This is a genomic window from Maribacter sp. ACAM166 (assembly GCF_005771495.1).
In the GTDB taxonomy this organism is placed as follows: Bacteria; Bacteroidota; Bacteroidia; order Flavobacteriales; family Flavobacteriaceae; genus Maribacter.
The window spans coordinates 73,198-92,775 of sequence record NZ_VAUW01000003.1 but is presented as its reverse complement, the minus strand read 5'-3'; the positions used below and the strand labels follow the sequence as shown (position 1 = coordinate 92,775).

General features: G+C 35.3%; 18 protein-coding genes. 2 read left to right on the top strand and 16 right to left on the bottom strand.

Annotated features, from left to right (window positions below; genetic code table 11):
• Window positions 1-6: 6 nt before the first annotated feature.
• Genes ES765_RS03135 through ES765_RS03110 form a run of 6 tightly spaced genes read right to left on the bottom strand, consistent with a single transcriptional unit; the run spans window position 7 to window position 6,411 of the window.
• Window positions 7-1,380, bottom strand: a complete 1,374-nt coding sequence (locus tag ES765_RS03135; RefSeq protein WP_138111142.1) for an alkaline phosphatase family protein — start codon at window positions 1,378-1,380, stop codon at window positions 7-9.
• Window position 1,381: 1 nt separating this feature from the next.
• Window positions 1,382-2,575 carry a metabolite traffic protein EboE gene (eboE, locus tag ES765_RS03130; RefSeq protein WP_138111141.1) on the bottom strand — a complete coding sequence of 398 codons (1,194 nt, stop codon included), beginning with the start codon at window positions 2,573-2,575 and terminating at the stop codon, window positions 1,382-1,384.
• A gap of 4 nt (window positions 2,576-2,579) precedes the next feature.
• Window positions 2,580-3,740 carry a 3-dehydroquinate synthase gene (locus ES765_RS03125; protein WP_138111140.1) on the bottom strand — a complete coding sequence of 387 codons (1,161 nt, stop codon included), beginning with the start codon at window positions 3,738-3,740 and terminating at the stop codon, window positions 2,580-2,582.
• 8 nt (window positions 3,741-3,748) lie between these two features.
• Window positions 3,749-4,648: a UbiA-like protein EboC gene (eboC, locus tag ES765_RS03120; protein ID WP_138111139.1), complete on the bottom strand. Its 900-nt coding sequence runs from the start codon at window positions 4,646-4,648 to the stop codon at window positions 3,749-3,751.
• Between the two features lies 1 nt (window position 4,649).
• Window positions 4,650-5,558 (bottom strand): TatD family hydrolase, encoded by a 909-nt coding sequence (locus tag ES765_RS03115; RefSeq protein ID WP_138111138.1) that lies wholly within the window; start codon window positions 5,556-5,558, stop codon window positions 4,650-4,652.
• Window positions 5,559-5,562: 4 nt separating this feature from the next.
• Window positions 5,563-6,411 carry an EboA domain-containing protein gene (locus ES765_RS03110; protein WP_138111137.1) on the bottom strand — a complete coding sequence of 283 codons (849 nt, stop codon included), beginning with the start codon at window positions 6,409-6,411 and terminating at the stop codon, window positions 5,563-5,565.
• A 120-nt stretch (window positions 6,412-6,531) separates the two neighbouring features.
• Between ES765_RS03110 and ES765_RS03105 the strand changes: the two genes are divergently transcribed.
• Window positions 6,532-7,113: a tRNA-(ms[2]io[6]A)-hydroxylase gene (locus ES765_RS03105; RefSeq protein ID WP_138111136.1), complete on the top strand. Its 582-nt coding sequence runs from the start codon at window positions 6,532-6,534 to the stop codon at window positions 7,111-7,113.
• 8 nt (window positions 7,114-7,121) lie between these two features.
• Here the strand turns inward: ES765_RS03105 and ppk1 are convergent, their stop codons facing one another.
• From ppk1 to rpsA, 8 genes are all read right to left on the bottom strand, one after another.
• Entirely contained in the window at window positions 7,122-9,194 is a 2,073-nt protein-coding gene (ppk1, locus tag ES765_RS03100) for a polyphosphate kinase 1 (protein ID WP_138111135.1), read from the bottom strand.
• Window positions 9,188-9,679 carry a SixA phosphatase family protein gene (locus tag ES765_RS03095; RefSeq protein WP_138111134.1) on the bottom strand — a complete coding sequence of 164 codons (492 nt, stop codon included), beginning with the start codon at window positions 9,677-9,679 and terminating at the stop codon, window positions 9,188-9,190. Before ES765_RS03095 ends, ppk1 begins: the two co-directional genes overlap by 7 nt.
• Before the next feature lie 16 nt (window positions 9,680-9,695).
• Window positions 9,696-10,343 (bottom strand): pyridoxamine 5'-phosphate oxidase, encoded by a 648-nt coding sequence (pdxH, locus tag ES765_RS03090; RefSeq protein ID WP_138111391.1) that lies wholly within the window; start codon window positions 10,341-10,343, stop codon window positions 9,696-9,698.
• 76 nt (window positions 10,344-10,419) lie between these two features.
• On the bottom strand, window positions 10,420-11,325 hold the full coding sequence (locus ES765_RS03085) for a ribonuclease Z (protein WP_138111133.1): 906 nt from the start codon (window positions 11,323-11,325) through the stop codon (window positions 10,420-10,422).
• A 47-nt stretch (window positions 11,326-11,372) separates the two neighbouring features.
• Window positions 11,373-11,705, bottom strand: coding sequence for a ribonuclease Z (locus tag ES765_RS03080; RefSeq protein ID WP_138111132.1), 333 nt, complete (start codon window positions 11,703-11,705; stop codon window positions 11,373-11,375).
• Between the two features lies 1 nt (window position 11,706).
• A complete protein-coding gene (locus ES765_RS03075; protein ID WP_138111131.1) occupies window positions 11,707-12,633 on the bottom strand; it encodes an aspartate carbamoyltransferase catalytic subunit in 927 nt (308 codons plus the stop codon).
• 4 nt (window positions 12,634-12,637) lie between these two features.
• Complete coding sequence (gene pyrR / locus ES765_RS03070; RefSeq protein WP_138111130.1) at window positions 12,638-13,177, bottom strand: bifunctional pyr operon transcriptional regulator/uracil phosphoribosyltransferase PyrR; 540 nt, start codon at window positions 13,175-13,177, stop codon at window positions 12,638-12,640.
• A 688-nt stretch (window positions 13,178-13,865) separates the two neighbouring features.
• The gene (gene rpsA / locus ES765_RS03065; protein ID WP_138111129.1) at window positions 13,866-15,710 is read right to left on the bottom strand and encodes a 30S ribosomal protein S1; all 1,845 of its coding nucleotides are present in this window, start codon (window positions 15,708-15,710) and stop codon (window positions 13,866-13,868) included.
• 259 nt (window positions 15,711-15,969) lie between these two features.
• Between rpsA and ES765_RS03060 the strand changes: the two genes are divergently transcribed.
• Complete coding sequence (locus ES765_RS03060) at window positions 15,970-16,353, top strand: LysM peptidoglycan-binding domain-containing protein (protein ID WP_138111128.1); 384 nt, start codon at window positions 15,970-15,972, stop codon at window positions 16,351-16,353.
• A 40-nt stretch (window positions 16,354-16,393) separates the two neighbouring features.
• On the opposite strand, the gene cmk is transcribed toward ES765_RS03060, so the two are convergent.
• Together cmk and lon are read right to left on the bottom strand one after the other, a co-directional pair.
• Window positions 16,394-17,089: a (d)CMP kinase gene (cmk, locus tag ES765_RS03055; protein WP_138111127.1), complete on the bottom strand. Its 696-nt coding sequence runs from the start codon at window positions 17,087-17,089 to the stop codon at window positions 16,394-16,396.
• A 28-nt stretch (window positions 17,090-17,117) separates the two neighbouring features.
• On the bottom strand, window positions 17,118-19,568 hold the full coding sequence (gene lon, locus ES765_RS03050; protein ID WP_138111126.1) for an endopeptidase La: 2,451 nt from the start codon (window positions 19,566-19,568) through the stop codon (window positions 17,118-17,120).
• Window positions 19,569-19,578 lie beyond the last annotated feature (10 nt).

Genomic DNA, 19,578 nt, shown 5'->3' with positions numbered 1-19,578 from the left:
TTGAATTTAGTTTAATAAGTGATTCTCAATAATTTCTCGCACTTCAACTGCATCAATTGCTTCCTTCCCAATTCCATCATTATAATTACTGATTAAAAGAGGGTAGTCATCTAAATTTTCGTTTAAACGGCCGTGTGAACCTTTTATAAGATTTGCATCTATTGGAATGATATCCATTACAGTTCTAAACCCAAGTTTCTTCTTTAGTAATTTCCCTACCACTTTGGCCATAACCAGTTTATCTTTCGGGTCTGTCAACATTTCAACAGGATCGTACCCTGGTTTCTTATGAATATCAACCATTCTGGCATAATCTGGAGCTTTGGCATCATCTAACCAAAAGTAATATGTGAACCATGAATCTTTATCGGCTACAACAACAATATCTCCACACCGTTCATGTTCAATCTTATGCTTAACTAATTCTTCACCAAAAAGTACTTTTTCTACGCCTTCAATCTGCTTTATTTGCTTAACAAGCTTATCAATATCTTTAGAATTCTTACAATATACGTGGGCAATTTGATGATCAGCAACCGCAAAAGCATCACTAGCTCCTGCATCTAAAAGCTCTAACCCTCGCTCCTCTCTAATAGCAATATACCCCTCTTTTCGTAATACTCTATTGAGGTGAATTGGTCTATTTACATTTGTAATTCCGTATTCAGAAATGAGTATAACACGCGTATCTAAAGCTTCGTAATGGGTTACCAATTGTTTTACAACCTCATCAATTTCCAAGAGATCTTTAGAAATGATATCAAAGTCAAGGCCATACCGCTGCAAATTGTAATCTAAATGTGGCAAGTAAATTAATGTAAGATCCGGGTTATGTTTTTTATCTGTCAAAACTGCTGCATCTGCAATCCATTTCGAAGAATTTATTGTCGTCTTTGGGCCCCAAAATTCAAATAATGGAAAGGTTCCTAGCGCTTCTTGCATATCATCCCTAAGCTTGGCTGGATACGTATAAATATCTGGGATTTTTCTACCATCTGCTAAATAATTTGGCCTCGGTGTAATACTATAATCTACATTAGAATACATATTATACCACCAAAAGTGATTGGCACAGGTGAAATTTGGATATTTTTCTTTTAAATCATCCCAAATTTTTGGTTGCTGCACAAGGTTATTGGACTGCTTCCAGAATTTAATTTCACAATCATCTTTAATATACCATCCATTACCAACAACACCATGTTCTGAAGGCCACTTTCCTGTTACATAAGTGGATTGTACGGCACAAGTCACCGAAGGTAAAACAGGGGTTATATATGATGCCTTACCTTTTTCTAAAAACGATTTTATGAATGGAGTATATTCACCTATCAATCGTTTCGTTAATCCAACTACATTAATGACAACAGTCTTCTTCATATTATAAGCGTGTTTTTAGCCATTGAATTTCCCTAACAATGGATTCTGACAAATCTTGTTTTAAATCTGATGGAAGTACATCCCAAGTATAAGTTTCTATTTCTAAATGTTCAGAAACAGGATTGTCTTTTATATAATTTAATGTCTTTAGAATATGATCTTGAGTGGAAAACAATGCGCCATACTTCTCCAGAAATAGAGGAACGTGATAGTGCGCACGTAATTCTTTATGAGCTCCTTTCTTTTCTAAAATTACAGGAAGGTCACTGTACGTTTTTACAGTATCGCCTATTTTTTCTGTTACCTGGTGAAGGTAAGTGGGTTCATTGAATTTGGAAAGTTCTTGCCAAACCGATTCATCGTCCCTACCATCGAATATTATTTTTAATGCTGCACTTACTTGTATTTTTCCAATACTAATATTATGCTCCTTAAACTTTGAAAAGGTATCACTTGGCTCCTCAAAAGCTAATGAGAAATGACAAATATCATAACAGACAGTGATATACTTTTTTATGAGCGCTTCGGCTTGCAGTTGGTTTAAACCTAACTCCGACTTAAAAAAGGGAATACCTATTGGCAATAGGTATTCTGTGAAAAAGTGCAGTACTTCATCACTATTCTCCAAAAGTCCGTCAGGTTCTGGTTCAATATCCAAATGCATATACTTGCCGGTTATTTTTTCCAATTCAAACAAATAGTTGGCTACTTCAAGCATATTCTTGGCACCAGTTTCAAATGCCTTTACGGTTTCATCTTCGCTCTTGTGCCAATATTTATATGTGATTGGCGCTGTTGATATACCGCCATTTATTCCTTTTGGCAATAGTTCTGAAAGTTGCTTAAACAACCGTTTTGTATATATACATCGCTCATTTGTAGTCCAATCTGGAGCATGAACCATATCCTTTACCCGTTCATCATGAAAATTACCATAAGGAAATCCGTTCATAGTAAAAACATACACATCGTTTTTGACTAACCATTCTTGAAAATTGGCCATATTAGTGCCATTATCAAGTTCCTCACTGGCTTTATTAGATAATCGCAGCCCTAGACCAAAAGATTCAGCGTCAGAAACTTCTTTTTTGATACCAGGAACATGTTTTTGAATACTCTCAAAGGTACTTTTCCAATCTTGACCAGGATGAATATTGGTGCAATATGTTAAGTGAAGGTCCTTTTTTACTAGCATGTATTTAGTTTAAAGTCAATTGTTGATTCAACTTCTTAATTGCTTGCGCCATAAGCTTTATATCGATGGTATGCACGTCATGTTTGGTGCCTAAACCAGAAATTAACGTAATAGTCAATTGTCCACCTAAGTGCTCTCTAAACTCTTCTATTCCATTTAACAATGATTCAATTTCACTCGTTGTGTCCACAGGAAGAGAAAGATCAAAACCAACGGTAATCATTACATCTAAAATATGTTGTAAATCAGCTTCAGTAATTAATCCAATTAATTGAGCGTATGTTACATCAAGAGCAATTCCTTTCGCTACCGCTTCACCATGACGCATGGAATAATTGGTCATGAATTCCATTTTATGGGCAGCCCAATGACCAAAATCTAAAGGCCTAGAGGAACCCGATTCAAATGGGTCACCCCCTTGTGCAATATGATGCATATGCATTTCTGCACATTTATAAATCACATATTGCATAGGTTCCATCTCCCTTTTCTTTAAGGCACTGGCATGGTCAGCGATGTATTGAAAAAATAGTTTATCCTTTATTAACGCAACTTTAATAGCCTCGGCAACACCAGAAATCCAATCGCGTTGCTCTAAGGTTTCTAAAAAATCAGTATCGTTTATAATTGCATAAGGCGGAGCAAAGGTTCCTAAAAAGTTCTTTTTTTTAAAAGCGTTCACACTATTCTTAACACCAACGGCAGAATCATTTTGAGAAAGAACCGTCGTTGGTATACGTATTAATTTAACTCCTCTATGCGCTATAGCTGCAGCATAGCCAACCATATCGATAATCGCTCCACCACCAATCACTACGACGAAAGAATGACGGCAAATTTTGTTTTCATTGATTCCTTTTAAAACCAATTCAATCGAAGCATTGCTATTTTTAGCTTGTTCCCCTCCCGAAACAACCATTGATTCAGTAAGCTTTAGCGTTTCGGAATTGCTATTGCAATAAGCTTTTATCTGAGAAATTAAATTAGGATGATAATTTTTAACCCCATCATCAATAACGAATAATAACTTAACCGGTTCAAACTCTTTATAGTCCGCTATAAGTTTTTCAAATAACGGATTTTCTAGATTGAAAAGTCCTGCTGTAAAATATAATTGATATTCGTATTGAACTTTAAAGGACTGTTTTATAGATGGTAATTGCATATCAATTCTTAGGTTACAGCAAATAATTTAGACAAAATCATAGATAAAGGTAATAACAATAAAACCGCTAGCGCTAATTGCCAATTTAAAAAACCAGCCACCCAGCAGGCGTTCATAACTACAAGTGACAATACACCCGAAATAACTGCTTTTTTAATATTCTTCGGTGAATTCTCCCTATAAGCCGTAAACAATGGTCGAAAAATCAGAATTCCAAATAAGATTAAAAACGGCACTAAAACCAATTCATTATCTGTGTGTAGTACTACTATAAGCGCCATTGTCGTTATAACTATAGCATATAATATACCAGCCCATACAATGTGTTTTTTATTATTTCCGTGAACCTCACCCCTACTGATTAAAGTGATTGCAAAAATATAAACCACGGGCACAAGTGAAATACACCAATTGGATAGTACTGCTACTATTGACATACCTAATAAAAGATTCAATCCACGGCAGATACCCATATTTAAAGGGCCTAAAAATCTAAATTGCTTAAAATAGGCATCATACAGCACTATGGCGATGGTCAACACAATAGAAATCCCTCCTGCTACTAAATTGCAGTTAAATGCCAATACAACCCCAATTACCATCAAAAAGATACCAAAACAAACAGCTTGACGTATGGGTATCAAGCCACTCGGTATAGCTCTTTCTGGACGTTCAACAGCATCCAACTTGGCATCAAAAACGTCATTAAAAACAACACCTCCGGCATATAGAAAAACGGATGAAAATATTAATGATAAAACACTAAGAAGGTTTTCTTTTAAAAAAGCAATGGCAGCAATGTTTTCAAAAAAAAGACCAATTGCAATACCCGCCAAAATATCTGCAGCAGCAGTTGGTAAATTTGCAGGTCTTGCCAAATGCGCAAAACCTAAAAGCTTCTCTTTCATTCTAGGTGATTTGATCCTCGTCGATTCTTGGCATCTGTCCTCTTAGTACACTGTTATCGTTAAATAGTTGCGATTGATTGATACTATCGGGTTGCAACCAATGTGCTTCCTTCATTTTACCATTCTTACTAAAGGCATCTAATGCATTTTGATAGCAGGTTTTTCTAACATCTTCCTTATCGATACCCCTTTTCAACATTAACGATGCGGTTTTGGGCACTGCCAAAGGATCACTAACACCCCAATCGGCAGAGCTATCCACTATAATATTCGAACTGCCATATTTTTTTACGACCTCAACCATTCGTTCATTGCCCATTTTTGTTTTAGGGTAAATTGTAAAGGCTGCGATAAAACCACGGTCCAATACATCTTTAACAGTTTCTTCGTTATTATGGTCAATAATCACATTTGAAGGATCTAGGCCATGTTCCAGGCATACCTCCATACTTTTAATAGTACCCGCCTTTTTATCACGGTGCGGAGTATGCACCTGTACGGTCATTCCTAACTCTTTAGCCATTTCTAATTGCATTCTAAAAAACTTGTCTTCAGCAGGTGTTTGGTCGTCATAACCAATTTCACCTATAGCTACTACATTTTCTTTATGTAAATACAACGGTAACAATTCAATTACCTGCTCGGCAAGTGCCTCGTTATTTGCTTCTTTAGAATTTAGCCCGATAGTACAATAATGTTTAATACCGAATTGACTAGCTCTAAATGGTTCCCAACCTACAAGGCTACTGAAGTAATCTTGAAACGAGCCAACCTGGGTTCGAGGTTGCCCCATCCAAAATGAAGGCTCTATAATTGCAACGACACCTGCCGCAGCCATTGCTTCATAATCATCCGTTGTTCTTGACGTCATGTGAACATGTGGGTCAATAATCATCATTTTATCATCCATACTTTTATTGTTTAAGCGTATTCCAACTAATTTTATTTGAACTCACATCTTGCTTCATTTCCGGATAGTTATTTAGCAATTCAATCGCTGTATCATTTCCCGAATAATAACAGCATAAAGCTCCTGCCTTTTGCTCTATGGCATCATCGCTATTAAGGAGCCTAGTCATATCTTTTAAAAGATGATTATTTAAAAACTTCGAAACTGGTCGCCAAAATAACGGGTCAATTTTTCTTGTAGCCGCCCAGCGCTCATGTGCATAATCGGATATAATTCTAGTCAAGTCTGCGTTTGCACGTTTATCTACAAATTCTATTTGAGAGAGATCACGTTCCATAAAAGCCGCCTTTAAATACATTTGATTCCACTGTTGGTCGTCAAAGTATTTTGCCGGATAAGGATTATTCAACGATATAGCGTCAAAAATAATACCAATATTGGTGCGCAGTGCCTCTACAGCAGTTTGCTTGTACTGCTCTGGATTTGGCAATAAAACCAAGTATTTTAAAAATGTTTCTAACTCTCCTGTGTCTGCAACCTGTATAATATTCGCAACCTTTGGCGCATAGAATTCCTGATCCTGTTCAAGCACAGCCGACAAAAGATAAATACGTGCTATCTGAAGCAAATTTGCTTTATGAGTCCTGAAATAATTTGCATTAACATTGTCTTCATTCTCAAATGAAACGGACTTAGTAGCATCAAACTTCACATTTAATAGGCTATACGTCATAAACAAATCTTTCGAAGATTTGCTTTTCGTCAACTTTGCGATTTTTTCATTTAACCACACCAAACTTTCAGGCGGACCATGTTTTACTAAGATATTTTGAATCTCCTTTTGATTGTGCATTTTATAAATTAAAAGTGACTTTACTTCAAAAATAAATATTATTAACTAGTTAGTTGACAAGCTGGTTAATTATATTGGTGAAGTCTGTAAAATCTTTCTAATTTTGAACAAAAGAATAATATGCTGGGGCTAAAACTACCTACTGACCCAAGATGGGTAAATATAGTAGAAAAGAATATTGACGAGATATTGACCGATCATGCTTACTGCGAGCAAAAAGCTGCCAGTACCGCTATTTCACTAATTGTATCCTTTCCTGAATATACTGAACTTGTTGATGAAATGGTTAGTTTATCACGAGAAGAAATGGGTCATTTTAAAATGGTACATGACCTTATTTTAAAGCGTGGCAATACTTTAGGTAGAGATCGAAAAGATGAATATGTAATTGAACTACTTAAATTCTTTCCAAAAGGAGGGAGCCGAACTACTCAGTTAGTTCATAGATTGTTATATGCTGGCCTAATTGAAGCCCGCAGCTGTGAACGTTTCAGATTACTATCGGAAGAATTGGAAGACAGAAAATTAGGCGACTTTTATCATAAGTTAATGATAAGCGAAGCTGGTCATTATACCATGTTCTTACGATTTGCCCGTAAATACGGAGATATAGAGGACGTTAACGAAAAATGGAATAGTCTCTTGGAATACGAAGCCAAAATCATGAAAGATTTAGGCACGAAAGAATCCATTCATGGTTAACGCTTAAATCACTCCTTTTTTAAGTTTTTGGCATAATAATCATACGTTGCAAATTGTGACCTCAACTTTGGTAGATTGGTTTTGCGATATGCATTGTCTTGTTTATCTGTGAAAATTCGAGCTTTCATATTATCCTCCCAACAAATTTCGAAAGTATCCATCAATTCCTTTTTTATATCTTCATCATAGATTGGACATCCTACCTCTACCCTAAAATCTAAGTTCCTAGTCATCCAATCAGCAGAAGATATATACACAATAGGATTGCCTCCATTTGCAAATGCAAATAATCTGGTATGTTCCAAGAACTTATCTATTACACTTATCGCTTCTATATTCTCACTCATTCCCTTAACACCTGGAACCAAACAACATATACCCCTTATAATCAATTGAATCTTTACACCTGCCCTACTGGCCTCATAAAGCTTATCTACCATCTTGTATGAAGTGAAACTATTCATCTTAATTTTGATGTAGGCCTCTTTCCCTAATATGGCATTTGCAATTTCAATATCAATCAACTTCTGGAACGCATTCTTTGTATAATGCGGTGAAACAATAAGATGCTTATACTTGTTGATTTTATACGTAGTTTCAAAAAAGTCAAATACCTTGTTCAGCTCCTTTAAAATTGGATCATGAGCTGTAAATAACGTATAATCCGTATAGATTCTTGCAGTAGATTCATTGAAGTTTCCTGTACTAATAAATCCGTAGCGCTTTATTATATCTCCTTCTTCCCGTTCAATCAAACAAATTTTACTATGCACCTTAAGACCTGGAACACCAAAAATCAATTTAACACCCTCTGCTTGTAGCTGTTCAGCATATTCAATATTCGCCTGTTCATCGAAACGAGCTTGAAGTTCTATCTGAACAGTTACTTGTTTTCCATTTTTGACCGCATTAATCAAAGAGGCAGCTACTTGAGAATTGCTTGCCAATCTATAGACGGTAATCTTAATTGAACGAACCTTTGGGTCTAGTGCTGCTTCTCGTAAAAACTTTAATATATAAGAGAAGGTATGGTACGGTGTATACTGTAAATAATCTTTTTTGGCAATACTTTCCAAAATACTTCCTTCTATGCTTAGGCCCTGTACGGGTAATGGGGTGATTTTTTCATATAACAAATCCTTTCTACCCAAACTAGGAAAGCCCATATAATCTCTACGGTTATGGTACCTACCTCCTGGTATTACACTATCCGTATCTTCAATATTCATTTTATCCTTTAGAAATGTCAGCGTATCCTTCGCAATATTTTTATCATAAACAAAACGGACTGGATCACTTATCTTTCTATGCTCAACGCTTGAAGATATCTTTTCAATAAAACTCTTACTCAGGTCATTATTATCCATATCGAGTTCGGCATCCCTCGTAATTTTAATCATATGAGCTGTAATCGACTCATATTCAAACATTGTAAAAATATTATCTAAACAATACCGAATCATATCATCTAAAATAATGATAAAGCTCTTATCTCCCTCATCAGGCAATACTACAAAACGATCAATTCCTTTTGGAATCTCAATTAAAGCATACCGTTTTTCCTTTTTACTATTATCGCTCTTAATGACCATTTTTACTGCTAAGTAGGCAGCAGTATCTTTCAACGTTGGGAACCGCGTAAGCTCACTTAATATAATGGTCATTAATTGTGGACTGACCTCTTTTAAGAAATAGTCTTTCACAAATTCTTTCTGACCCTCGTTTAGTTCGGTTTCCTTTAAAATAAAAATATTCTTGCCCTCAAGTTCACGTCCTATTTGTTTTAAGATTACTAAACTTTTGGTCTGTTGTTCAATAACAATTTTAGTAATCTCCTCTAGAAGGTCTTTGGCTTTCTCCCCTCCTAAAACACTCTTCCCATTTTTACCGGCTTCGACAATACGTTTTACAGTTGCGTATCGTACTTTAAAGAACTCATCTAAATTATTAGAAAATATTCCTAAAAATCGAAGCCTTTCAATTAATGGTACGTTCTTATCGGCACTTTCTTGTAATACTCGTTCGTTGAACCACAACCAACTAATTTCTCTATTTACGTACTGATTATTATTTTTTACCATGCCTTCAATTGCTTAGGGAAAATAGTTTGTATTGTTGTGCCCTTAGTAACACGGGACCATGAATTCTCTTTGAACTGTAATTGCACAAACCCACTTGTGGGAACATTCTCAATATGTTTGTCTCCCATTGCATTTGCTATAAAAGTGAATGCGTGATTATGTCCAAATATGAGGATATTATCCAACCCATCATCGGTATTTTTTATAAAATCAATAACCTTCTCACCTGAAAAATCGTATAATTCTGAGACTATTGTACAGTTTTTTAATGGGTATTCTATTTCCCTCAAACAAATCATACATGTATGTAAAGCCCTGTTAGCTGGACTAGAAAAAACTTTATCTATAACTAAGTTTTTTCTTGTGAGTTCAACCCCCACTAAATGAGCATCAGAAATCCCTCTTTGCTCAAGAGGTCTATCTTGATCACTTGCATTGAGTTCCCATGATGACTTGCCGTGTCGCATTAAATATAAATTCTTCATTTAAACCTACTTATTTTTAAGGCGCCAACCGTTCCATTTTCCAATCAAAATCATCTGACAACGTATAGCGTATGCGATCATGCAACCTATTTGGTCTACCCTGCCAAAACTCCATAGAAACAGGTCTTACAAGATAACCGCCCCAATGTTCTGGTCTCTCTATCTCTTTATTTCTATATTCATTTTCAAGTTGGATAAGTTTATTTTCCAATACTATTCGAGAATCAATTACTGAACTCTGGTTAGATACCAAAGCGCCTAGCTTACTACCATCTGGGCGTGATTCAAAATATCCATCAGAAAGATTTTCGGCTAATTTCTCTGCGTTTCCTTTTATTATAATTTGCCGCTCTAAATTTGACCAAAAAAATGAAATACAAACTTTAGAGTTTTCTCTTATAGCCTTGCCCTTTTCACTATTGTAGTTCGTGTAAAAGATGAAACCTTCATGGGTATATTTTTTAAGTAGCACCACCCTACTTTTTGGAAAACCATCTAGACCCACAGTAGAGATTGTCATAGCATTAGGTTCATCAACACCATCTGATTGCTCTACTTCATAAAACCATGTTTGAAAGAGCTGTATAGGATTGTCTGAAATACTATCCTCCATTAAGGCGCTTTTCTCGTATGATTTTCGGTAATCACTTAAATCTTTCTGCATCATTTTCAACTTAAAAACAAGATAAACAAAGTTCTAAAAAGAAAGGAAGATTAGTACTATTTAATCTGATTAAAAGTTAAAAATCAAAAGTGCGGCCGTCATCCGCAAGATGTACATTTGAAAATACTGTAGATGCCTCATCCTTAAAAAGCGTTATTGATTTATACCTTGTTGAATAATGCCCTAGAATTAAGTTTTTTACGTTGGCAGATTTAGCAATTTTAGCAGCCTGCATTGCTGTAGTATGTTTGGTCTTGGCAGCTAAAAGTGCTTCTGATTCCAAAAAAGTAGATTCATGGTAGAGTACATCAACCCCATTTATTTGAACCGCTATTTCTGGATTGTAAACCGTATCACTACAAAAAGCATATGACTTTGGTGTTGGGGGATCAAGGGTCAACTCGTTATTAGCAATTGTATTTCCATTATCAAGAACAATATCTTTTCCATTTTTTATATTCTGAAAATAGGCTTTGTCTATTTTATAGTTTTCAACTGCTTCAATATTCAATTTTCGTTTACCAACCTTCTCCCTAAACAAAAAGCCATTGGTATAAATTCTATGATAGAGCGGTATGGTGGTAATAGAAATATTTTTATCCTCAAAAATAAGTTCTGGCTCCTTAGATGTTAACTCATGAAATAGTAACGGATAATTGGTCCAAGAATCACCTAATTTTAAAAGTAGCGTTATGGCTTCCTTTATCCCCTTTGGTCCATAGATATGTAATTCTTTTTCTCTTCCTAAAAGTCGCATTGTGGACACTAACCCTGGAAGCCCAAAAAAATGATCTCCATGAAGGTGAGATATGAAAATATGATTTATTCTTGAGAATTTAATCTTATGCCTTCGTAACTCTACTTGAGTACCTTCACCACAATCAATAAGAATAATATGATTGTTGATTTCAAGAATTTGAGCGGTAGGGTTCGTGAATGTTCTTGGGGTTGCCGCATAACAGCCTAATATGGTAAGGCGCATAAATAGTGGTGATAATAAATTTCTATTCGTTCTTTAATCTAATTAAATTATAAACCCAAATCGCGTTCTATATCCTCCATTTCAACAACATCTCGTGCTTCTTGAAGTGTGGGAACTAAATTGATTTCTTGTGGCACATCATCGTATGAAACCTTCTCAGAAACCAATAAAAATGATTTACCATTTTCTCTATGTTTTTTGGCCATTTCTAAAAACGAAATTACGTTGTACGGAGTAAGTTTTGTAAAACTCAATAAATCTATGACCAGATTATCATTTTTTAATTTGGAATAATCCTTTTCTAAATTTTGTAAAAAGACATCAATAGAAATTTTTTCCTGAGAAATTACAATCAACGATGCTTCTTTATTAAAAATCATATCATTTTATTTTAGATGCCAATAAATAAATAACGGCCATACGTATGGCAACACCGTTTTCAACTTGGTTCAAAATTATAGATTGTTTTGAATCGGCAACATCGCTAGTAATTTCGACACCTCTATTAATTGGGCCCGGGTGCATAATCACTACCTCTTTATCCAAACTATCCAATAGCTTTTTATTGACTCCAAACTGTTGGGTGTATTCTCGTGTTGTTGGGAAATAACTGATGTCCAACCTTTCATTCTGAATACGTAACATATTGGCAACATCACACCATTCCAAAGCTTTTCTCAAATTGGTCTCCACGCCCACCCCTAAAGAATCTATGTATTTAGGTAATAAAGTTTTAGGACCACACACCTTAACGTTTGCTCCTTGTAATTTTAAGGCAAAAATATTGGACAATGCTACTCTAGAATGAAGTATATCCCCAACAATAACTACGTTTTTTCCAGCGACATCACCTAACTTCTCCCGAATGGAATAAGAGTCCAATAAGGCCTGTGTAGGATGTTCATGCGCACCATCACCTGCATTCACAATAGAAGCTTCTACATGTTTTGAAAGAAATATACCAGCCCCTGGGTTAGGGTGACGCATCACTACCATATCTACTTTCATAGATAGAATATTGTTTACGGTATCTATAAGAGTTTCTCCTTTTTTTACCGAAGACTGACTAGCTGAAAAATTGAGAACATCGGCAGACAATCTTTTCTCTGCCAGTTCAAAGGACAGTTTAGTACGTGTACTATTTTCAAAAAAGATATTCGCTATTGTTATATCGCGAAGCGAAGGAACCTTTTTTATCGATCGGTTAATTACTTCCTTAAAATGATCGGCAGTTTCAAAAATAAGCTGAATATCGGATTCCTTAAGATATTTGATTCCCAATAAGTGTTTGACACTCAGTTCGCTCATTTTGTTATCTATTTACTAAATATATGATATCCTCTCCGTCATTTTCCTCCCACATTACCTTTACTTTTTCTTCATTAATAGCATCTACCTGTCTACCCCTATAATTAGGTTGAATTGGCAAATGCCTACTAAATCTACGATCGATTAGACATAATAACTCTACATCTTTAGGTCTACCAAAAGACTGTAATGCCGTTAAAGCTGCATTAATACTTCTACCAGTATATAAGACATCGTCTATCAAAACTACGTTCTTATCTTCGACTAAGAAATCAATATTGGTTTTAGTGGCTTCTAAAGTTTTATCACCTCTTCTAAAATCATCTCTGAAAAAGGTAATGTCCAAGAACCCTAGGTCTATATGATTTACCTTGTATTCTTCCTTTAATATTTTAGTTAATCTTTGTGCAACAAACTTCCCGCGAGGTTGAATACCTATAAGAACTGTATTTTCAAATGTTAAATGATTTTCAAGCAGCTGACAAGCCAATCGATGCAAGATGATGTTGATTTCCTTGGAAGAGAGTAAAACTTTTTGACTCATAATTGGCATCCGTACTTTTAGCTAAACAAAAATAGGGAATTCCCTTTAAAACTTAATCAATTATTGCGACCTATAGTTTTTAACCCCTATTCTAATTTTACTTGACTATCTTTTGCACCTTAAAAGTTAAAATAACAGCTATACTGGTCATTGAAGAAATACTTCTTTTTATGTATAATTTTTAGTTACCTAGGTGCATTCTTCTCTCAGGAAATCGAGAGAGATTAGTATAGAAAATCAGAATCTCTACAACTAAACATAGTCTTTTATCTTCAAAAATGATGAAGTGTATCTAGCAGCATTAATAGCCCTTGGATACATTCTTTGTAAACCTCAAATCTGGCGAAATTGCTCGAAAAAAGGCATATGTCCCGTATTCGAAATCAATGGTAGTACCGACTTTCCAGTGCCTGAAAAAGAAAACTTAGCTGTAATAAAAACGTATTTAAGAAGATTAAAAAAAAACACGCCCCTAAAGAAATTTTCCAGACTCAACCATTTGACTTAAAAAACTAAACTTGGTCTCCCACTGAATACGCTAGTATTGAACAGACTATTGCAACAGTTGAAATAGAGGAATTCTACAAATAAATCATCACACCGAGTAATTGGAAAACATCTTAAATAAAAAAGCCCGGATTAGTATCCGGGCTTTTTAATAAAATCCTATAAAGGATGTATTATGAAATTACTTCTTCTTTTTAGAATCAGCAGCATCCATTTTATCCTTTAACGCTTGTAATGCATCGTTAGCATCACCTAAAGTAGTCTTAGCTTCATCTCCGCTAGTTGCTTGCCTTTTGACAGCTGCTTTAACATTACGTTGCTCCTCTTCACGGAAAATAGCAGTATGACTAGCTACTACACGTTTGAAGTCTTTGTTGAACTCAATAATTTTGAATTCTGCTTCATCGCCTTTACCTAGTTTTTTACCATCTTCTTTTTCCAAGTGACGTTGTGGTATAAATGCAGTAATATCCTCGTTAAAGTCAATTGTTGCACCTTTATCAACTACATCAGATATTGTTGCTTTATGAACAGTACCTAATGCGAACTCAGTTTCGTATTTATCCCATGGATTTTCGGTAGTTTGCTTATGACCTAAGCTCAACTTACGACCGTTAACATCTAACTCTAATACTTCAACTTCCAACGTGTCACCTACATTAGTGAATTCTGATGGATGCTTAATTTTCTTAGTCCAAGAAAGATCAGAGATATAAATTAAACCGTCAATACCTTCTTCTAGTTCAACAAATACACCAAAGTTGGTAAAGTTTCTAACGATACCCTTGTGCTTAGAACCAACAGGGTATTTCGTTGTAATATCAGTCCAAGGGTCTGGCGTCAATTGCTTGATTCCAAGAGACATTTTACGATCTTCACGATCCAATGTCAATACAATAGCCTCAACTTCATCACCTACTTTTACGAAATCCTGAGCGGAACGTAAATGCGTAGACCATGACATTTCCGATACGTGGATAAGACCTTCAACACCTTCCACAACTTCGATAAATGCACCGTAATCAGCTATAACGACTACTTTGCCTTTAACTTTATCGCCAATTTTAATCTCATCACTTAGCGCTTCCCAAGGGTGCTTCTCTAGTTGCTTAAGACCTAATTGAATTCTAGATTTGTTTTCATCAAAATCAAGAATTACAACATTTAATTTTTGATCTAATTCAACAACCTCATTCGGATGATTAATTCTGCTCCAAGAAAGATCAGTAATATGTACCAAACCATCTACACCACCAAGATCAATAAAGACACCGTAAGAAGTAATGTTTTTAACAACACCTTCAAGCACCTGTCCTTTTTCAAGTTGGCTAATGATTTCTTTTTTCTGTTCTTCAATATCCGCTTCAATAAGCGCTTTATGAGAAACAACAACGTTTTTAAATTCGTGGTTGATTTTCACAACCTTAAATTCCATTGTTTTGTTTACGTACTGATCGTAATCACGAATAGGCTTCACATCGATTTGAGAACCTGGCAAGAATGCCTCAATTCCAAAAACATCAACGATCATACCACCTTTAGTTCTGCATTTTACAAAACCACTAACGATTTCCTCTTTGTCATGAGCCGCATTTACACGATCCCAAGCCATAATGGTTCTCGCTTTTCTGTGAGACAATACCAATTGACCACTTTTATCCTCACGGATATCAATCAATACCTCAACCTTGTCACCAACTTTTAAACCTGGATTGTAGCGAAATTCGTTCAACGAAATTACACCTTCAGATTTAGCATTGATATCAATGATTGCTTCTCTGTCCGTAATATAAACTACCGTTCCCTGAACTACTTCAGCATCTGCAGTGTCAACGAAATTTTCCGCCACTAATTTTTCAAATTCTTTCAATTTAGAATCATCAACACGCTCAATTCCTTGCTCGTATTTCTCCCAATTGAAACTTTCTAAAAATTCTTGTGGATCTTGCTGTGGAGTTTCTACAGCAGCCTGTTGTGTTGCTTCAGTAGTTTCATCTACCTCTGCATTTGTTTTTTCTTCAGCCATTTGCTGATTATTAATTTGTATTTCATAACCTTATCAAGACTTAGGCAACAATTATGAAAGTAGTTATCTTTATTTTTTTAATCCTTTTTCTCTTGAATTCCTTGCAAAAAAGGTGTGCAAAAATACATATTTTTTTCAAATAAGACAAACAACACTACTATGAAGTATCCATTAAAATATTATACGCTGTTTTAAAGAAAAATAATTTTATTATTACTATATTATATGTTATTAATTAACCATTAAAAAAAGTATGATTATGAGTGTTAAAGCGAAATACCAAGGTGTTTTAGACTTAGGTGAACAATTAGGAATAAAAGATGGAAAAATTACCGTTGAAGGTGATGTTCTTAAGGTAAAAGGAGAAGCAAAAACTCCGTTTGAAAAAGACCTTATTTGGGATAAAATAAAGGAAATAGGTGGAGACAACCCATCTGATATTAAAGCGAACATTACTGTAGAAGACGATTCGGTTTACCACAGGCATGTTGTAAAAGGCGGAGAATCACTTAGTAAAATAGCAAAACACTATTATGGAGATGCTATGAAATACAAAGCTATCTTTGAGGCTAACACTAATATTTTGAAAAATCCTGATGTTATCCATCCTGATCAAGTATTGATTATACCAAATAAATTTTAGAGTTAAAGTAAAAAGAGGTTAGCAGTGCTAACCTCTTTTTTTATGCTTCCTTTTGAATAATACGACGTGCATGCTCATAAATTCTTTGGAACTGATCATCCATACTAACGTCGCTATTATCAAAATCAATTGCACCTTCAGCTTTCACCAACGGAGAAATAGCTCTGTGTGAATCGATATAATCACGTTTCTGAACATTTTCTAAAATATCACTATATTTCACATCTTCTCCCCTATCCAATAATTCCTTATACCTTCTTACCGCTCTTTTTTCTGGGGATGCCGTCATAAAAATCTTAAGCTCTGCATCAGGAAAAACTACGGAACCAATATCTCTACCGTCCATTACGATTCCTTTATCAGCACCCATAGTTTGCTGCATAGCAACCAATTTTTTTCGCACTTCTGCTAACTCAGAAACCTGACTCACATTTCTAGATACTGACATTGTTCGTATTTCCTTCTCTACATTTTCACTGTTCAAAAACATTTCAGCGAATCCTAAATTGGTGCTAAAAACAAATCTCAAGTCAATTTCTTCTAATGACTGAATTAAAGGTTTCTTATCAATCTTACCATCTTCTACAAAACCCGCCCTCATGGCAAATAACGTAACTGCACGGTACATTGCACCTGTATCCACATATATGTAGTGTAACTTCTTTGCCAATTGCTTGGCTAAAGTACTCTTACCTGTGGAGGAAAATCCATCAATAGCTATAGTAATTTTTTTCATTGTTCCAAAAGTATAAAGAAAAGAGCGGTTATAACTCTTTTGCGTTTTTGACGTTTTCTTCAGTTATTGCAATATCAATCACCTCAGACATTTCTTTTACATAATGAAATGTCAAACCTTTTAAATAAGACTCTTTTATCTCTTTAATATCCCGCTCATTATCAGCACAAAGTATGATTTCTTTTATACGCGCTCTTTTTGCTGCAAGAATCTTCTCTTTAATTCCACCCACAGGCAATACTTTTCCTCGTAAGGTTATTTCCCCGGTCATAGCTAAACTCTTCTTGATTCGCTTTTGAGTAAACAAAGAAACCAATGAGGTCAGCATTGTTACTCCCGCACTTGGTCCATCTTTAGGCGTTGCTCCTTCAGGAACATGAATATGCACATTGTACTTTTCAAAAATTTCCGGGTCAATACCAAAACGTTCTGCATTTGATTTAATATACTCCATGGCAATAGTTGCAGACTCTTTCATGACTTTACCAAGATTACCTGTAATACTCATGGTTCCCTTGCCTTTAGAAAGAATAGATTCTATAAAAAGAATATCCCCACCAACACTTGTCCAAGCTAGACCTGTAACAACACCTGCTACGTCATTATTCTCATATTTATCTCGCTCCATTTTTGGAGCTCCCAAAACATTAATAATAACCTCATTGCTCACCTTTATCTCATATTCCTCTTCTGTTGCAATTGACTTCGCAGCGTAACGAACCATTTTTGCAATTTGCTTCTCCAATGAGCGTACACCAGATTCACGCGTATACCCCTCAACTATTTTCTCTAATTGTGGTTTACCAATTTTTAAGTGGGTTGTATTTAAGCCGTGTTCCGTCAATTGTTTTGGCAACAAATGCTTTTTAGCAATTTCCACTTTCTCTTCAATTGTGTAGCCGCTTACATGAATAATCTCCATACGGTCTCGCAATGCTGGCTGAATAGTACCCAAATTATTGGCAGTTGCCACAAACATTACCTTTGACAAATCATACCCCAACTCTAAAAAGTTATCGTGAAAATCGCTGTTTTGTTCAGGGTCCAAAACTTCTAACATTGCAGAAGAAGGATCGCCCTGATTACTATTCGATAACTTATCAATCTCATCCAATATAAAAACAGGATTGGAAGTACCAGCTTTCTTAAGACTCTGAATTATTCTACCAGGCATTGCACCAATATAGGTTTTACGATGCCCTCTAATTTCAGCCTCATCTCTTAATCCGCCTAATGAAATTCTCACATATTCCCTACCCAATGCTTCTGCAACAGATTTACCCAATGAAGTTTTACCTACTCCCGGTGGGCCATATAGGCATAAAATTGGGGACTTCATGTCATTTCTCAATTTCAAAACCGCCAAATATTCAATGATACGCCGCTTTACATCTTCCAGGCCATAATGATCACGATCTAATATACGTTTGGCTCTTTTTAAATCAAATTTGTCTTTTGAAAACTCCCTCCAAGGTAAATCCAGTAATAAATCTAAATAGTTTCTTTGAATAGAATATTCTGCTACTTGCGGATTCATCCGCTGCATTTTAGATAACTCTTTTGTAAAGTGCTCTTTTACCTTCTTACCCCATTTTTTCTTTTTCGACCTAATCTTCATCTCCTCCAATTCCTCATCATAAGAAACACCTCCCAATTCTTCTTGAATGGTTTTCATTTGTTGGTGTAGAAAATATTCGCGTTGTTGTTGATCTAGATCATTTCGAACTTTTGACTGAATGTCGTTTTTCAACTCCAATTTCTGCATCTCAATATTCATATATTTCAATGTCGCCAATGCTCTTTTCTGCAAGCTTCCTATCTCCAATAATTCTTGTTTCGCCTTTACATCCAAATTAAGATTGGATGAAACAAAATTTATAAGAAAGGAATCACTTTGAATATTCTTAATTGCAAATGAAGCCTCACTAGGAATATTCGGATTATCCCTAATTATCTTAAGAGCCAACTCTTTTATGGATTCTATAATAGCTAAAAACTCTTTATTATTTCTCTTTGGCCTTACCTCTTTTGTTTCCCTAACTGTAGCAGTTATGTATGGCTTTTTGGTTAAAACTTCTGCAATCTCAAATCGTTTTTTACCTTGAATTATAACCGTGGTATTACCATCTGGCATTTGAAGTACACGTAATATTCTGGCTACCGTACCCAACGTATTAATATCCTTAACATCAGGATTTTCTGTTTCTTCATCTTTCTGAGAAACAACACCAATCACTTTAGAGCCATTATTAGCATCTTTAATTAATCGAATACTTTTATCTCTACCAGCAGTTATTGGAATTACCACACCTGGAAAAAGCACTGTATTTCTTAAAGGCAAAATCGGTAACGTTTCGGGTAAGGTTTCACTATTCATTTGTTCCTCATCCTCAGGGGTCAATAACGGTATTAACTCAGAATCCTGATCGATTCCCTGTAAAGACATAGTGTCAAAATTTGAAAATTTAGAATCTTCCATACTTATATAT